The organism is Pseudactinotalea sp., from assembly GCF_048594945.1.
Taxonomy (GTDB): domain Bacteria; phylum Actinomycetota; class Actinomycetes; order Actinomycetales; family Beutenbergiaceae; genus Pseudactinotalea.
Window position 1 is genome coordinate 1 of record NZ_JBMDXJ010000072.1, and the last position, 14,398, is coordinate 14,398.

At 68.0% G+C, this 14,398-nt stretch carries 12 protein-coding genes; 3 read left to right on the forward strand and 9 right to left on the reverse strand.

Going from position 1 to position 14,398, the window contains the following annotated elements:
* The 8 genes from ACOJSN_RS03275 to ACOJSN_RS03310 all read right to left on the reverse strand — a co-directional run.
* On the reverse strand, nt 1-422 hold a 422-nt coding region (locus ACOJSN_RS03275; RefSeq protein ID WP_420111079.1), incomplete at its 3' end, for an ATP-binding cassette domain-containing protein.
* On the reverse strand, nt 419-1,381 hold the full coding sequence (locus tag ACOJSN_RS03280) for an ABC transporter permease (RefSeq protein WP_420111080.1): 963 nt from the start codon (nt 1,379-1,381) through the stop codon (nt 419-421). The genes ACOJSN_RS03275 and ACOJSN_RS03280, both read right to left, overlap by 4 nt.
* 10 nt (nt 1,382-1,391) lie before the next feature.
* Entirely contained in the window at nt 1,392-2,351 is a 960-nt protein-coding gene (locus ACOJSN_RS03285; protein WP_420111081.1) for an ABC transporter permease, read from the reverse strand.
* A gap of 87 nt (nt 2,352-2,438) precedes the next feature.
* Nucleotides 2,439-4,034: an ABC transporter substrate-binding protein gene (locus tag ACOJSN_RS03290; protein WP_420111082.1), complete on the reverse strand. Its 1,596-nt coding sequence runs from the start codon at nt 4,032-4,034 to the stop codon at nt 2,439-2,441.
* A 220-nt stretch (nt 4,035-4,254) separates the two neighbouring features.
* Nucleotides 4,255-6,453: a hypothetical protein gene (locus tag ACOJSN_RS03295; protein WP_420111083.1), complete on the reverse strand. Its 2,199-nt coding sequence runs from the start codon at nt 6,451-6,453 to the stop codon at nt 4,255-4,257.
* Nucleotides 6,450-8,078: an extracellular solute-binding protein gene (locus tag ACOJSN_RS03300; RefSeq protein ID WP_420111084.1), complete on the reverse strand. Its 1,629-nt coding sequence runs from the start codon at nt 8,076-8,078 to the stop codon at nt 6,450-6,452. The genes ACOJSN_RS03295 and ACOJSN_RS03300 overlap by 4 nt, the downstream gene beginning before the upstream one ends.
* A 76-nt stretch (nt 8,079-8,154) precedes the next feature.
* The gene (locus ACOJSN_RS03305; RefSeq protein ID WP_420111085.1) at nt 8,155-9,054 is read right to left on the reverse strand and encodes a carbohydrate ABC transporter permease; all 900 of its coding nucleotides are present in this window, start codon (nt 9,052-9,054) and stop codon (nt 8,155-8,157) included.
* Nucleotides 9,051-9,968, reverse strand: a complete 918-nt coding sequence (locus ACOJSN_RS03310; RefSeq protein ID WP_420111086.1) for an ABC transporter permease — start codon at nt 9,966-9,968, stop codon at nt 9,051-9,053. Before ACOJSN_RS03310 ends, ACOJSN_RS03305 begins: the two co-directional genes overlap by 4 nt.
* A gap of 161 nt (nt 9,969-10,129) precedes the next feature.
* On the opposite strand from ACOJSN_RS03310, the gene ACOJSN_RS03315 reads away from it, so the two are divergent.
* Both ACOJSN_RS03315 and ACOJSN_RS03320 read left to right on the forward strand, forming a co-directional pair.
* Nucleotides 10,130-11,143 (forward strand): LacI family DNA-binding transcriptional regulator, encoded by a 1,014-nt coding sequence (locus ACOJSN_RS03315; protein ID WP_420111087.1) that lies wholly within the window; start codon nt 10,130-10,132, stop codon nt 11,141-11,143.
* Between the two features lie 184 nt (nt 11,144-11,327).
* Complete coding sequence (locus ACOJSN_RS03320) at nt 11,328-12,638, forward strand: DUF2252 domain-containing protein (protein ID WP_420111088.1); 1,311 nt, start codon at nt 11,328-11,330, stop codon at nt 12,636-12,638.
* A gap of 73 nt (nt 12,639-12,711) precedes the next feature.
* On the opposite strand, the gene ACOJSN_RS03325 is transcribed toward ACOJSN_RS03320, so the two are convergent.
* Entirely contained in the window at nt 12,712-14,082 is a 1,371-nt protein-coding gene (locus tag ACOJSN_RS03325) for a hemolysin family protein (RefSeq protein WP_420111089.1), read from the reverse strand.
* 123 nt (nt 14,083-14,205) lie between these two features.
* Between ACOJSN_RS03325 and ACOJSN_RS03330 the strand changes: the two genes are divergently transcribed.
* A partial coding sequence (locus ACOJSN_RS03330; protein WP_420111090.1) for a hypothetical protein occupies nt 14,206-14,398 on the forward strand: 193 nt, incomplete at its 3' end.

Below are 14,398 nucleotides of genomic sequence, written 5' to 3' on the forward strand. Positions count from 1 at the left end.
AGATGCTCCACCGAGTGACGACGCGCCTGCTGCCGCGGCCACCCGTGGAAGCGTCGGCCCACCACGTCGAGGTGGTAGCCGACCTTGCGCAACGGGTTGTGCCCCCTCGGCGGGTCCTGGAAGATCATCGAGAGCGGCAGCCGGCCATGCCGGCGCTCCCGGGCGCCTATCTCGCACGGCCGACCGTCGAACGTCGCCTCATCAGCGCTCACCTCGGACCCCGCCGGCAGCAGGTCCATGATCGTGCGCATCAGCATGGTCTTGCCGCTGCCTGACTCCCCCACCACGCCGACCACACCGCCCTGCGGGACGCTCAGGTCGACCCCGCGCAGGATCTCCGCGGGCGCCGCACCACGACGCCCGATCTGCAGCCAGACATCGCGCACGTCCAGGATCGGGGTGCCGGTCGCAGTGGTGCTCATAGGTCCTCCAGCGTGGTCGCCCGGCGCACCAGGTTCCCGAGCACGTTGAACGAGTAGACCGACGCCATGATCAGCAGTCCCGGCACGATCGCCAGCAGCGGTGCACGCTGCATACCGCTCTGCGCCGTCTGCAGCAACGACCCCCACGAGGACATCGGTTGCTGGATCCCCAGGCCCAGGAAGCTCAGTGCGGCCTCGGTCATCATCGCCGAGGAGATCGTCCCGGTCGCGGCGATGATGATCGTGCCGATCACCGCGGGAACCACGTGCCGCGCCACGATCGTCGGTCTGCCGAGCCCGATGAAGTCCGCGTAGACCACGTAGGTGCGCTCCTTGGCGGACAGTGTCTCTGCCCGCACGAGCCGAGCGATCGGCATCCACGTCAACCCACCGATGATCAGGATGATGGTCAGCAGTCCCGGCCGCAGGAACACGCTGGCCACGATCACCAGCACGATCCACGGGATGGAGCTGAGGAAGTCCACCAGGCGCATCAGCGCCACATCGACCCAGCCGCCCAGAAAGCCCGCCGTGAGACCGAGGGTGACCCCGATCAGCAATGACGCCGCCATCGCTGCCAGACCCACCAGCAGGGAGATCCGGCCACCATCGATCACGCGGGCGAGGTAGTCGCGGCCGATCTCGTCGGTGCCCAGCCAGTGCTCGGCGCTGGGACCGGCGCTCATGTTGCCGACATCCGGCGTCGTGGGGTCGAGCGGGAGCACGGGAGCCAGGGCGGCCGCGCCCATCAGCAGGGCAAGCATGACCACGGCCACCCAGCCGCTCGGGGTGCCGCGCAGCACCGACCAGAGCCGCGACCCCAGCCCGCGTCGACCTGACCGCGTGGCGGACACCGGTCCGGGCTCCGGCGGCTCGAGGTGCGTCGGGTCCAGCTGCGTCACCTCGTTGCGCAGGTCGGGGCCGGGAGCGTCCGCCGGCCCCGGCGACTGGCCGCTCACAGGGCGCTCCTCACGACGCACCCCGGAGACGGATCCGCGGATCGACGAGGAAGTAGGTGACGTCGGCGACAAGGTTGCCGATGATCACCAGTGACGCCGACAGCAGCAGCAACGCCAGGATGACCGGGTAGTCGAGGCTGCGAGTCGCCGTCAGCAGGTACTGGCCGATCCCCGGCCAACCGAAGATGGTCTCGGTGATCACGGCACCGGTCACGATCAGTGGCAGCGCCATCCCCGCCTGCGTCACGACCGGCAGCAGCACGTTCCGCAGCACATGCCGCGTGAAGACCTCACGAGGGCGCGCGCCGTAGGCGCGCTGCACGGTCACATAGTCCGAGGACAGCTGGCCCATCGTCGAGGACCGCACGTAGCGGGACAGCTCCGGGAAGAAGGCAACCGTCAGCGCCGTGAACGGCATCGCGAAGTGCAGCAGGAAGTCGCCCAGGTCCCCCTCGCGCCCCACCGTGTGCATGCCGATGATGGGCAACCAGCCCAGGTGGTAGGCGAAGACGTAGATCAGGATCAGCGCGAACCAGAACGTCGGCGTCGACAGCCCCACGGCGTTGAGCGTGTCGATCACCGAGTCGACCCACTTGCCGCGGTTCGCGCCCGCGGTCAGGCCGAGGGCCAGCGCGATCAGCACCGCCGTCAGGTAGGCGGGCAGCACGAGCATCATGGTGTTCGGCACGCGAAGGGCGATGTCGGCGCCGATGTCGCGTCGCGTCGTGAGCGAGTAGCCGAGGTCTCCGTGCAGCACCGCGGTCATCCAGTGCCAGTACTGCACGTACCAGGGGTCGTCCAGGCCGTAGCGCTGCGCCAGCGCGTCCTTGGTGGCCTGCGACATCGACGGGGTCGAGATGGAGTCGATCACGTCGTACGGCGCCAGCTGGATCAGCAGGAAGGTCACGACGGTGACCAGCAGCAGCAGGGGGATCGCCTGGGCGAGGCGGATCCCGACGTAGCGCAGCACTGGGCGTTCCTTCCTCTGTGCGCACGGCTGTGGTCGCGAGGACCTGACGAGCCTGCTGCGCGAGCGGGCTCGTCAGGTCAGGGCCGGTCACTGCTCGGTGAGCAGCTCCCAGTGCTCCAGAGAGTAGATCGCCACGGGAGTCGAGTCCTCGACGCCACCGATGCGCTCGTTGAAGACGAGGATCCGGTTGTTGTCCACGATCGGGAAGAACACTGCGTCCTCGGCGATCTGGCGCTGCAGGTCGAGGTAGATCGCCTGCCGTTCGCTGTCGTCCAACGTGGCAGCACCGGCATCGAAGAGGGCGTCGGTGTCGGGGTTGGAGTAGTCGAAGTAGTTGGCGGACGCGCCGGTGCGGAACAGCGCCCCGTAGAAGTCCGGGTCGTTGCCCATGATGTAGCCGCCCAGGAACAGGTCGAAGGAGGCCTCGGCCGGGTTGTCGAGCTCGGCGTACAGCGCGGAGGAGTCGAGGCCGGAGAGGCGGACAGTCACACCGATCTGGGAGAGCTGCTGCTGGATCAGGGTCGCCTGGACCGCCTGCGCCGGATCGGTCGAGGTGTAGGCGAGGGTCACCTCCAGCCCGCTCACGCCCGCTTCGGTGAGCAGCGTCTCCGCCTGGTCTCGGTCCTGCTCGTACGTCTCGACCCCGTCGGTGCTGAAGTACGGGTTCGACGGCGGGAGGATCGTCGCCGCGCTGTCGAAGTAGTCCTCGGACAGGTAGGCCGCGACGTTCAGTTCCTCGCGGTCGATGCCGAAGAACAGCGCCTGTCGCACGCGAACGACCTCGAGTACGGGCTTCGTCTCGATCGCACCGAGATAGGCCACCCGCCCTTCGCTGTACACGTAGGGCTCGACGGGCGCGCCCTCGAGGTCGCCGAGCTCGGCGGGGAGCACAGCGGCGCCGTCGATCTCACCGGTCTGCAGCGCCGCCTTGATCGTGTCGGCGTTCGTCACGATCCGCAGGTTCAGGTTCGCGATCTGCGGTGCGCCGCCGTAGTAGCTCTCGTTCGCCTCGAGGCGCAGCAGCTCGCCTGGTCGGTACTCCGCGAGTGCGTAGGGGCCGGTCCCGACGGCGATCGGGTCCAGCTCGGTCACGGACAGGTCGTCCAGCTCCCCGTAGACGTGCTCGGGGAGGATGTACGTCTCGGTCGCGAGGTTGTTGGCGGCCGCCGCGGAGATGCCCGGCAGGTCGAAGCGCACGGTGTGCTCGTCGACGGCGGTGGCCGTGATCGGCTCGCCACCCACCAGCAGCGAGTCCGCGTTCCCGTTCTCGACCTTGGCCTTCTCGGTGTAGGTGAACACGACGTCGTCCGCGGTGAGAGGTTCGCCATCCGACCAGAGCACGTCCTCGCGCAGCGTGACGGTGACCGACAAACCGTCGGGCGCCGTCTCGATGCTCTCGGCCAGCTCGGGGGTGAGCGAGCCATCCGGCTCGATCCGTGCGAGCGGCGAGTACACGAGGTTGGTGGTCGTCAGGCCCCATCGGTCGCTGACGTTGATCGGGTTGAGCGACATCGGGTCGCCCCCGATCGCGAAGTTGAGCGTGCCGGTCCCTTGGGTCTCGGCTTCACCGCCGCCCTCTGCCGACGGCGTGGTGTCCACGTCCGCGGGTGAGGAGCAGGCCACCAGAGCCAGTACGGCGCTCAGCGTCGCTCCGACTGCTGCCAAAGACCTGGACGTTCGCATGTGTGGATGAACCTTCTTCTCGGGCCGATATGGGCAATCGTCGACGCGCTCTCCTGGCCCTCGGCCTCGTCGCGGTACCTCCACGCTGCCCTGACCGGACCAGCGTCACCCGTTTCTCGACGCCCATCGAGCTGCGGACGAACCTGTCTCAGCCTGCGGGACTCTCGATGACCGTACATCGAAACATGGCCGACGGCGGATGGCTGGCTCGTTGGCCTCGTCACGCCGGCGGTTGGTGCTCGAGGACGCGTATCTGCATGGCTGGCACGGGCACACGCGGCTGCGCCGCCGTGAGCGTGCCTCCGGTCAGTTCTCGGACAGGCGCCCCCGAATCGCTGAGATCCCAGTCCTGGGCCTCCGAGGAGACATTGACGACGACAGTCCAGGAGCGCCCCTGTGTCGACTGCACGTGCCAGGCTCGCAGCGCTCCGGCGGTGGCGAGGGCCGTCGTCATCGGGGCCGTCCCGGGGTCGCCGACGTGCAGCAGGTAGGCGACGTCGATGATGGTGGTGTGTGGTGGCACGTACTGGGTGTGCTTGATGGCATCGATCGCGAACGTCTCGACGTGCAGCGACTGCAACGGCCCGCCTGCTGGCGCGGGTGAACGCAGAAGCTGGATGCTGCTCTCAGTCAGCGATCGGACGGTGACCACGTCATCGATCGTGACCTCGTGCCCCACCTCGGTCGATGAGAGGTCCGACGCGACACGATCAAGCGGGAGGACACGGCCATCGGCGGTCCGGAGAGTGCGACGGCCGCCGTTGTAGACGTCGTTGGGTACTCCGAGATTGAGGCCGTGCCATCCGAGCAACCCGACGGACCAATCAGCGGTGCGTACCAGTTGCAGGCCGAGCACCGTCGCGTCGTCGGGCAGCGCGACCATCATGATCGTGCTCTGAGCGGCGGCGCTGCCTTGCCATCCCTCGGCGATTCTCAGCTCGGTGCCTTCGACGACCTGACCGACGGTGGCGAAGCCGCCGTCGAACGCGGACTGCCAACGCGTGGTGACCCGCCGCTTGGGTCGGCCGGAGTCGAAGCCCTCCTGCGAGGTGTTCTCGCCCTCGAGGTACAGGCGTGGCGCGAGGTTGAGGTGGTACTCAGCCATGTCCCCGCGCGAGGTGGGCACGCACAGTCCCTGGGTCGTGGTGAAGGCACGCCAGCTGTGTGAGGCGAGGCGCCGCGGTCCGCGGACCATCACCAGGCCGTGCTCGTCGTCCGACCAGGCCACCGTCGGCGAGGAGAGCACCGCCGGCGGGGAGGATATCTCGAGTGCCGGCTGAGCTGCCGTGCCCGACGCGTCGTGCGCGACGAGGAAGGCGAGTGCGTTGGCACGATCGGACTCAAGCCGCGTGTAGTAGTACGGACGGCGCTCCTGCAGGTGATTCAGTCTGCGGTCGTAGAACGCACCTCGCTCGCTGGCTTCGGCTGCGACCAAATTGAGATATCCGGCGATGACGTCGTCCGCTCGTTCGTCTTCGAGGTGATCGCGTGCATAGAGCGCCGCCAAGGGGACGTACTCCTGACAGTAGGCGTATCGCACACGCGAGTCGCCCCCGAGGCGAATGAGGCGGGCGTCGGGTGTGAGGCAGGTGCGCAACCGCTCCCACAGCACGTCCTGGTGCAGGTGCAGCAGCTCCGGCACTGGCAGGCCGGCGGCGACCTGGTCGAAGTGGAGCAGACTCGCCTGGCTCGCGCAGATGACCATGTAGCCCAGGTTGAGGTAGGCGTGATGATCCAGTGCCATGGAGTCGAAGAAGTTGGCACCGAGGTGACGATCCGCGAGCGGGGCGCCGTCGTACACGGTGTGATCGTCGACATCCTGACGCAGGCTGACACCATTCGCCAGAAAACTGAGCGCCCGCTCCCGGTAGCGCTCGATGCCCGGGGCGTCGGGGATGCGGGTGAGGGTGCGCCACAGCAACGCGCCGTTCCACAGGTTCGACTCAGGGTCGTTGCGCCCTTCGTTGCCCCAGAGTCCGGCGACCACCCCGGGGGTGGGGCCGCGGTGGTACGAGGTGGACAGCCAGTCGGACTCGCTGAGCAGCACGCGTTCTGCCCGCCGCCGCAGATCGTCGCCGGCTTCACCGAGGAGATCCAAGCCCAGCCAGGCACGCTCGATGCCGAGCGCACTGATCCAGGTGTGTCCCCAGCTCCGCCCGTCGGCGCACCGCCCTGGTCCGGAGAGGTGGGAGTTCCAGGCGAACCGGTAGCTGTCCCGCGCGCGGCTCAGCGCCCAGGCACGGGTGGCCTCCTCGGGGTGGCGCGCGGCGACTGCGGCTGCGGCTGCGGCGTACTTGAGGTTGGTCTGGACCCCCCAGTTGTCATAGCCGGGGCCGAACCACCCGACCCCGTCCTCGGCCTGGGTCCACCAGCGTTCCATGGCGGCCAGCCATCGGCCGAGTTGTTCGACTGGGGTCATGACTGCAGGGCTGCATGGGCGGCCTTGTACTCGTCGAGGATCTGGCTGCCGCCTCCAGACATGAACGCCTCGACGGCGGCCGTCCAGTCGCTGACCGGGCGCCGACCCAGGATGATGTCGATCTCGGCACTCTCCAGGTTGGTCCGCAACGACGCCAGTTGCTGGCTGGCGGTCTCGGAGTACAGCCCGTTGGTGGGGTCGATGAACGACTTGTCGCTGACCGCGTGCTGCCAGTCCCAGGCCGACTGCACTGTCTCCTGCCGCTTGGCTGAGTAGATCACTCTCGAAGCGTCTGAGATGTAGATCGATCCGATGTTGATCTCTGAGGCCCGCTCGGTGACGGCGGGGTCGGGGCCGTCCAGGTCGTAGTGGATGCCCTCGATGCCGTAGTGGATGAAGAGGTACTCCTCTGTGCCGAACGGCGCCGCGTGGTAGTCGGCTACCTTGAGCAAGGTCTCGATTCGGTCGTCGGAATCGGCGCTGATCGCAGTGATGCCGACATTGGGCTTGTTGATCTGCTGGGTGCCGATGCCGCCGTCGAACCCGATGACCGGGTATGCCTGGATCTCTAGTCCCTCCACGCTGGAGTACTGGTTGTAGAGGCTGAACCAGGCGACGAAGGAGTCGTTGTGCAGTATCGAGGTGCCAGCCCCGAACCAGTCCTTGAGCGTCGACGAGGGCGCAACCGCGGCATCGGGGTTGATGACGCCCGCCTGCTGCAAGGTACGTACGGCTTCCAGCGCGTCCTGGTGCCGTTCATCCTCCAGGCTGGTAGCAAACTCGCCGCCGTCGACGAACCAGTAGCTGGGGATGTCAAGCATCGAACGCACGTAACCGAGCGGGAACGATCCCCATGCCCAGGTGTTGCCGCCGGTGAGCTGCGTCGACAGCGCAGCCAGGTCCTCGAAGTCGGCGGGTGGCTCCGTGACTCCCTGCGCCGCGAGGAGGTCGGCACGCACAAGCACGGCAGGCTGTGACATCAGGCCACGCTGGATGGGCAACGCCCGGATACGCCCCTCGAAGATGCACTCCTGCCACGATGCCGTCGGCAGGTTGGCGAGGGCTGGGTAGTCGTTGATCGCAACGCCCGCGAGGTGATCTGTCAGGTCTGCCGCCTTGGCAGCCATGAACTGGGGCAACGACTGGGTGCTACCGACGTAGAAGAAGTCAGAGAGAGTGTCGCCCGCGACCGTGGTGGCGAACTTGGCGTCGTACTCACCTGAGGGCGTTGCAGTGATGTTCAGCTCGGAGCCGAGCCGCTCGTTGAGCTCCTGCCAGAACGCGTTCTGGTTCATCGTCGGCGGGATGGCGAACGCCGTCGGCACCATCGCGGTGATGGGTTGGCCGTCGCCCGGGGTGCCATCGGCGTACGCGCGCGGCTCAGCAGGGTAGGCGAAGAACCCGTTCGAGGTGCGGCCTTCTTGCTCTCCCAGGTCGGGTTCAACGGCGGTGTACGGCACATAGGCCGGCAGAGCGTCGGCGCCGCCCTCACCGGAGGCCCCGTCACCGCCGCCGGGCGACCCGCTACCGCCGCCGGAGCATGCGGCGAGGCCTGCGAGGGCCGCACCGCCCAGACCTGCGGTCAGGAAGGTCCGGCGAGTCGGGATACGGACTGAATGGGACATCGGTGTCTCCTTGTGTGGGGTTCTGCGCTGCCCTCGGGGCACCGCATGGGGCGGATGGGCTGGTCTTGCTCGCGCGTCAGCCCTTGACAGCGCCGGTGAGCGCGCCTTTGGCGAAGTGGCGTTGCAGGAACGGGTAGACGCACAGGATCGGGACGATCGAGATGACCAGGATCGCCATCTGCAACGTGACCTGGGGCGGCACGATCCCCGAGTCGAGATCGGCCGCTTGCACACGCTCGCCGTTGGCCACGTAGGACCGGAGGACCAGTTGCAGCGGCCACAGCGAGGTGTCGTTGATGTAGAGCATCGCGGTGAAGAAGGAGTTCCAGTAACCCACCGCGTAGAAGAGTCCGATGACGGCCAGCGCTGCCTTGGACAGCGGCAGCACGATCCGGCCGAGCAGACCGAACTCACCGGCGCCATCGATCTGAGCAGCTTCGAGCACGTCCTGCGGCAAGTTGCTGAAGAAGGCGCGCAGCACGATGACGTTGAAGGCGCTCAGGCACGTCGGCACGATCAGGGCCGCCAGCGTGTCGAGCATCCCGAACTGCTTGACCACCAGATACATCGGGATCATTCCGGGACTGAAGAAGAGGCTGCAGATCAAGAGCATGGTGAGCGCACGCCGTGCCGGCAGCGCGCGGCGCGTGAGCGCGTAGGCGAGCATCGACGAGACGGTGAGCGAGAGCAGAGCGCCCAATGCCGTCACGATTCCACTGACGCCGAGCGCTCGCGTCACGACACCACCTGCGAGCACCGCGCGATAGGCGGACAGGTCGAGACTCTCCGGCCACAGCACGAGGCCTCCGGCCGCTGTCACTTGTGCCGCGGGCGCGAGCGAGGTAGCGACGATGCCGACGAACGGGACGACGACGAGGGCGCAGGCGATGGTGAAGACCAGAGCCTTGACGACCTGCATCGCGCGAGATGAGGGCGGCTGACCGTTGACGAGCCGGTATCGGCGCTGCGCTGTCATGAGCGGTACAACCCGTCCTCCCCGAACATATGAGCGACCTTGTTCGCACCCAGCACGAGAAGTACCGAGACGACGCCCTTGACGAGCCCGACCGCTGCGGCCTGGCTCCAGTTGCCGCCGACGATCCCGTTGTTGTAGACGTAGGTGTCCAACACCTCCGATGCCTCCAAGCCAACAGCGGGCTGCTGCAGGATGATCTGCTCGAAGCCGACGCTCAAGGCATCGCCCAGCCGCAGAATCAGCAGCAAGATCGCGACGCTTCGCAGCGCCGGCAGCGTGATGTGCCAGAGCTGACGGATCCGGCTCGCACCGTCGACCACGCTCGCCTCGTACAGCTGAGGGTCGATCTGCGAGAGCACGGCCAGGAAGAGAATCGTCGCCCAGCCTGCGTCCTTCCAGATCAGCTGACTGGTCAGCAGCGGGATGAACAGATCGGGGTTGCCGATGATCTGGAACGGATCCTGGCCATGCGCTCGAAGGAAGTTGTTGATCATCCCTGAGCCGCCCAGGAACTGCTGGAAGATCCCCACCACGATGACCCAGGACAGGAAGTGCGGCAGGTAGAGCACGCTCTGCACCACCCGTTTGATTCGCTCATTGGCCAGCGACGTCAGAGCGATCGCCAGTGCGATCGGGATCGGGAAGACGACCACGACCTGGACGAGCGTGATGATCAGCGTGTTGGTCAGCGCTGTCAGGAACCGAGGGTCGCCACTGACGATGACCGCGAAGTTCTCCCACCCAACCCACTCGCTGTCCCAGATTCCTACGAAAGGCAGGTAGTGCTTGAACGCGATCACGTTGCCCAGCAGCGGAAAGTACTGAAACGCCAGCAGCACGATCACGCCCGGCGCTGCCAGCAGCAGCAGCGGTAGACGGCGACGCAGCGCCGGCGCGCTTGGTGTGGCACTCACACGCATACAACTCCAGTGTCGAAGCCAATGAACGCGCGTTCATTGGTGCTCGGTGACGGTAGCCTGGGGCCCTTCGACGTGTCAAGACAACGCCCGAGCGAGGCGGAAGGAGGCAGCGGGTGCCCCGAGCCAGAAATGACGCGCCGCGGCAACGAGTGCGGATGGCGGACGTCGCTGCCGCAGCCGGCGTGTCACGCGCCACGGTGTCACGAGTTCTCAGCGGGGACCCCGCGGTCATCGAGCCGACTGCGACAGCGGTGCGGGAGGTCATCGACCGGCTGGGCTATCGCCCGGACCTGGCCGCGCGGGCGCTCATGGGCTCCAGCCGCACGCTCGGCGTGCTCTTCGGCGAGCCGCCCGCGAGGGCCTCGGCCCATCTCCTTGCCGGCATCCACGATGCAGCCACGAGCGAGGGCTACACGCTCACGGTCGCGATCGCCACCGATCATGAGGGCACGCAGCTGCGTCGTGGTCTGGACGCCATGGTCGATCAGCGGATCGCTGCTGCGATCGTGCTACCTGCCACCCCACTCAACGCACAGCTGGTGGCCGACGCCGACGTGCCCTTTCCTGTGGTCAGCACGACCGACCTCGGACCCGATGCCCCGCTCTCCATTGCCGCGCTGAACGAGCGCGAGGCAGTCGACGTCGTCGTCAACCATCTTCAGCAGATCGGCAGAACCAGGATCCTGCACATATCGGACCGCCCTGGAACGATCGTGTCGCAGATGCGGCATGACGGCTGGGCCGCCCGCGTGGGAGACCCCGCACTCTACGAGACCTCGAACGAGTGGACCGCCAACGCCGGATACGAGGCACTGCACCGAGCGATCGCACGAGGTGTGCGCCCCGACGCCGTCTTCGCGGCTAGCGACGACCTCGCGCTAGGAATCCTGCGGGCCGCCGCCGAGCTGAACCTGCGGGTCCCTGAAGATCTCGCGGTCGCTGGCTTCGGCGGATTCCCGATCACCGAGTACTACGGGCCCGGACTGACCACCATGGAAACCGACCTGCACGAGCGCGGCTCCCTCGCCGTCGATGAGTGCCTCCGCCGACTGGCCGAACCCACCAGCCCGCCCGAACGACGGTTGCTCCCCGCCCAGCTCGTCGTGCGCAGCTCGACCGTCTTGCACCCTCGGGCGCGACACCTCGATCGGGCCGAGCCGAAGACGTAGACGCCGACGGGCCGTTCCGCGTCGTGCATCCTCACCTGGAGAGGACGCACCTCGACGAGCGGTAGTAGTGTCGCGGCACTGACGCGCTCCCTCCGCGGAGGACCGAATGCTCAACGAACTCGACTCGCTCGAACACGGCCGTTCAGCCCGTCAACGCCTGCGTCGCCGGGACCAGGCAGACGTGGTGCTGCCCCACGACCGAGATCCGGTCGCGATCATCGAGGGACAGCACGCCTCTCGACTGCCCGATCTCGTGCCGGTGCGGATCGGGCGGATGCTGCAGTCCCCGTTCACGTACTACCGCGGCACGGCGGCGGTGATGGCGGCGGACCTGCGCGATGCCCCGACCACGGATCTGGACGTCGTGGCGTGCGGTGACGCTCACATCTCCAACTTCGGCTTCTACGCCTCTCCGGAACGGGAGCTGGTGTTCGACCTCAACGACTTCGACGAGGCCGCCGTGGCTCCGTGGGAGTGGGACGTGCGCCGACTGGTGGCGAGCGTGCACATCGGTGGCCGTGACGTCGGTCTGACCGAGGAGCAGTGCCGCGAGGCGACCACGCACGCCGGCGATGCCTACCGCCGCACGCTCGCCGGCGCGCTGGAGATGACCGCCACCGAGCGCTACTTCGCACGCGCCGACGACTCCGAGGTGGCGGTCAGGCTGGGCAAGGCCGGCCGCAAGACGGTGACGAAGGCCGCGGCGAAGGCGCGCGGCCGCACGTCCGACCAGGTGACCAGGAAGCTCACGACCACCTCCGACGACGGCCAGGTTCGGATCGCCGACCAGAAGCCCGTGCTGCAGCATGTCGACCACGCGACGCCCGACGAGCTCCGTGGGCTGTTCGAGTCGTACCGCCGCACGGTGCGCGAGGACATCGCCTTCCTGCTCGGCCAGTACCAGCTCATCGACGTCGCGCTGCGGGTCGTGGGCGTGGGGAGCGTGGGCACTCGCTGCTACCTGATCGCGCTCCAGGGGCCGAGCGGCGAGATGCTGTTCCTCCAGGCCAAGGAGGCCCCGCAGTCGGTGCTGGTCAGCCACGGCGGGCGGCCCGAACGCGTTCCCGGGCACGGCGCCCAGACGGTCACCAGCCAGGGGCACCGGGTGGTGGCCGCGCAGCGCGTCCTCCAGGCGAGTTCCGACCCATTCCTCGGCTGGATCACTGGTTGGGCAGGTGAGCGCGGCCCGAGCCGACGCCGCGACGTGGACTACTACTGGCGCCAGTTCCGCGACATGAAGGGCTCGATCGACCCCGCCACCCTCGACGCGGAGCAGCTTCGCCTGTACAGCGGGCTGTGCGCGGGGCTGCTCGCCCGCGCCCACGCACAGTCGCCCTCAGCCTTCGCGATCAGCGGCTACCTGGGCTCCTCGGACCGGTTCGCGCTCGCCACGGCCCGCTGGGCGGCCGCCTACGCCGATGTCGCCGAGGACGACTTCGCGGCCCTGGATCAGGCGGTGCGGCATGGGCGCCTCGCCGCGGAACGCGGCGTCTGAACGGCTGACCTGTCGACGGCGCAGTCCCGGGCGATCTGTCGGGTCGCCCGGGTGAGCCCTGATCAGGGCGACGTCAGTCGCCCGAGCTCGCTTCGCCGTCGGGACCGGCCAGCGGCGCCGGCGTGGCCAACACCCGGTCGATCCGGTTCCCCTCGACGTGGGTCACCTCGATGCGAGCCCCCCGGAGCATCACCGCGTCGCCGACCCCGGCGACCCGGCCCAGCCGGTCGAGCACGAACCCAGCCACGGTCTCGTAGTCGCCCTCGTCGGGAAGCTCGATACCGGTGGCCTCGGCGAAGTCCTCGAGGTTCGTGGCGCCGGCGAGTGCCACCTCGCCGCCCGGTCCGCGGCGCTTGGCGGCCTGGGCACCGGTGTCGAACTCGTCGTGGATCTCGCCCACGAGCTCCTCGACCAGGTCCTCGAGCGTGACGATCCCGTCGGTGCCGCCGTACTCGTCGATGACCACAGCGATGTGCACCCGCTCGCGGCGCATCATCGCCATCGAGGGCAGCAGCGCGTTCGTCGAGGGCAGCACCACGATCCGGCGCACCAGGTCGCGGACCGTGCGCGCCACCGCGGCGGGCGCGGCGACCGGGCCTGCGCCCGCATCGTCGTCACCGGCGTGCGCCACGAGATCGGCACGCAGCACATCGCGCACGTGCACGAACCCGAGCACGTCGTCGAAGTCGGTCCCGATCACCGGGTATCGCGAGTAGGGCTGCTCGTCCATCTGCTGGGCGGCCTCGTCGAGCGTGAGGTCGGCCTGGATGAACACCACGTCGTACCGCGGTCGCATCACCTCACCGATCGTGTGCTCGGTGGCGTTGAACACGTCGGTGAGGATCTTGCGCTCGTCCGCCGGCAGCGACTCGTTGGTGATGACGAGGTCGCGCAGCTCCTGCTCGGTCATCTCCTCCCCGGTGGCCTTCGGGTCGCCGCCGAGCAGCCGCACCACCAGGTTGGTCGAGGCCGACAGCAGCCAGATCACCGGGCGCATGATCGTGGCGAACACGTCGAGCGGAGGGCCCACCACGAGGGCGAAGGTAGACGCTCGCTGCAGCGCCAGCCGCTTCGGGACCAGCTCGCCCAGCACGAGCGACAGGTAGGCGATCAGCAACGTCATCAGCACGAACGCCACAGTGCCGGCAGCGGACTCCGAGAGCCCCAGACTCTCGAAGGCGGGCGCCACCGCAGGCGCGATCGTCGACGCGCCGTACGCTGCCGAGAAGAACCCGGCCAGCGTCACCCCGACCTGCACGGCGGACAGGAAGCGGTTCGGGTTCCTCGCCACCGCCGCCACCCGCTCGCCACGGGGGCCCTTCTTGGCGAGCTGGGCCAGCTGGCTCTCGCGCAGCGACACGAGCGCGAGCTCGGTTCCGGCGAACACTCCCCCGACGAGGATGAACAGCAGCACCAGCGCGATGTTCGCGAGCAGACCGTCCATCAGCGCGCGTCACCAGAATGTCGGTATCCGTCCATTCCGCACACGGTACCGAACCCGCGCCGGGCAGACATTCCCCCACGGCATCCCTCACCGAGGTGGACGTCGTCAGTACCGTTGTTGCTCGTGATCGACGAGGCAACCACCCGGGCACGGCTGGCGCCGGATGACCTGCCGGAGCTACTGGTGCACCTGGGCTTCCACGACGACGACGCGGTCGAGGCCGTGGGAGTTGCGGACCGGCTCAGGCGCAGCCGCTCGGACGTCGCCGCGGTCGCGCGGATGGCGTCGCTGCTCACCGAGGGCGTGGGACGGCTGC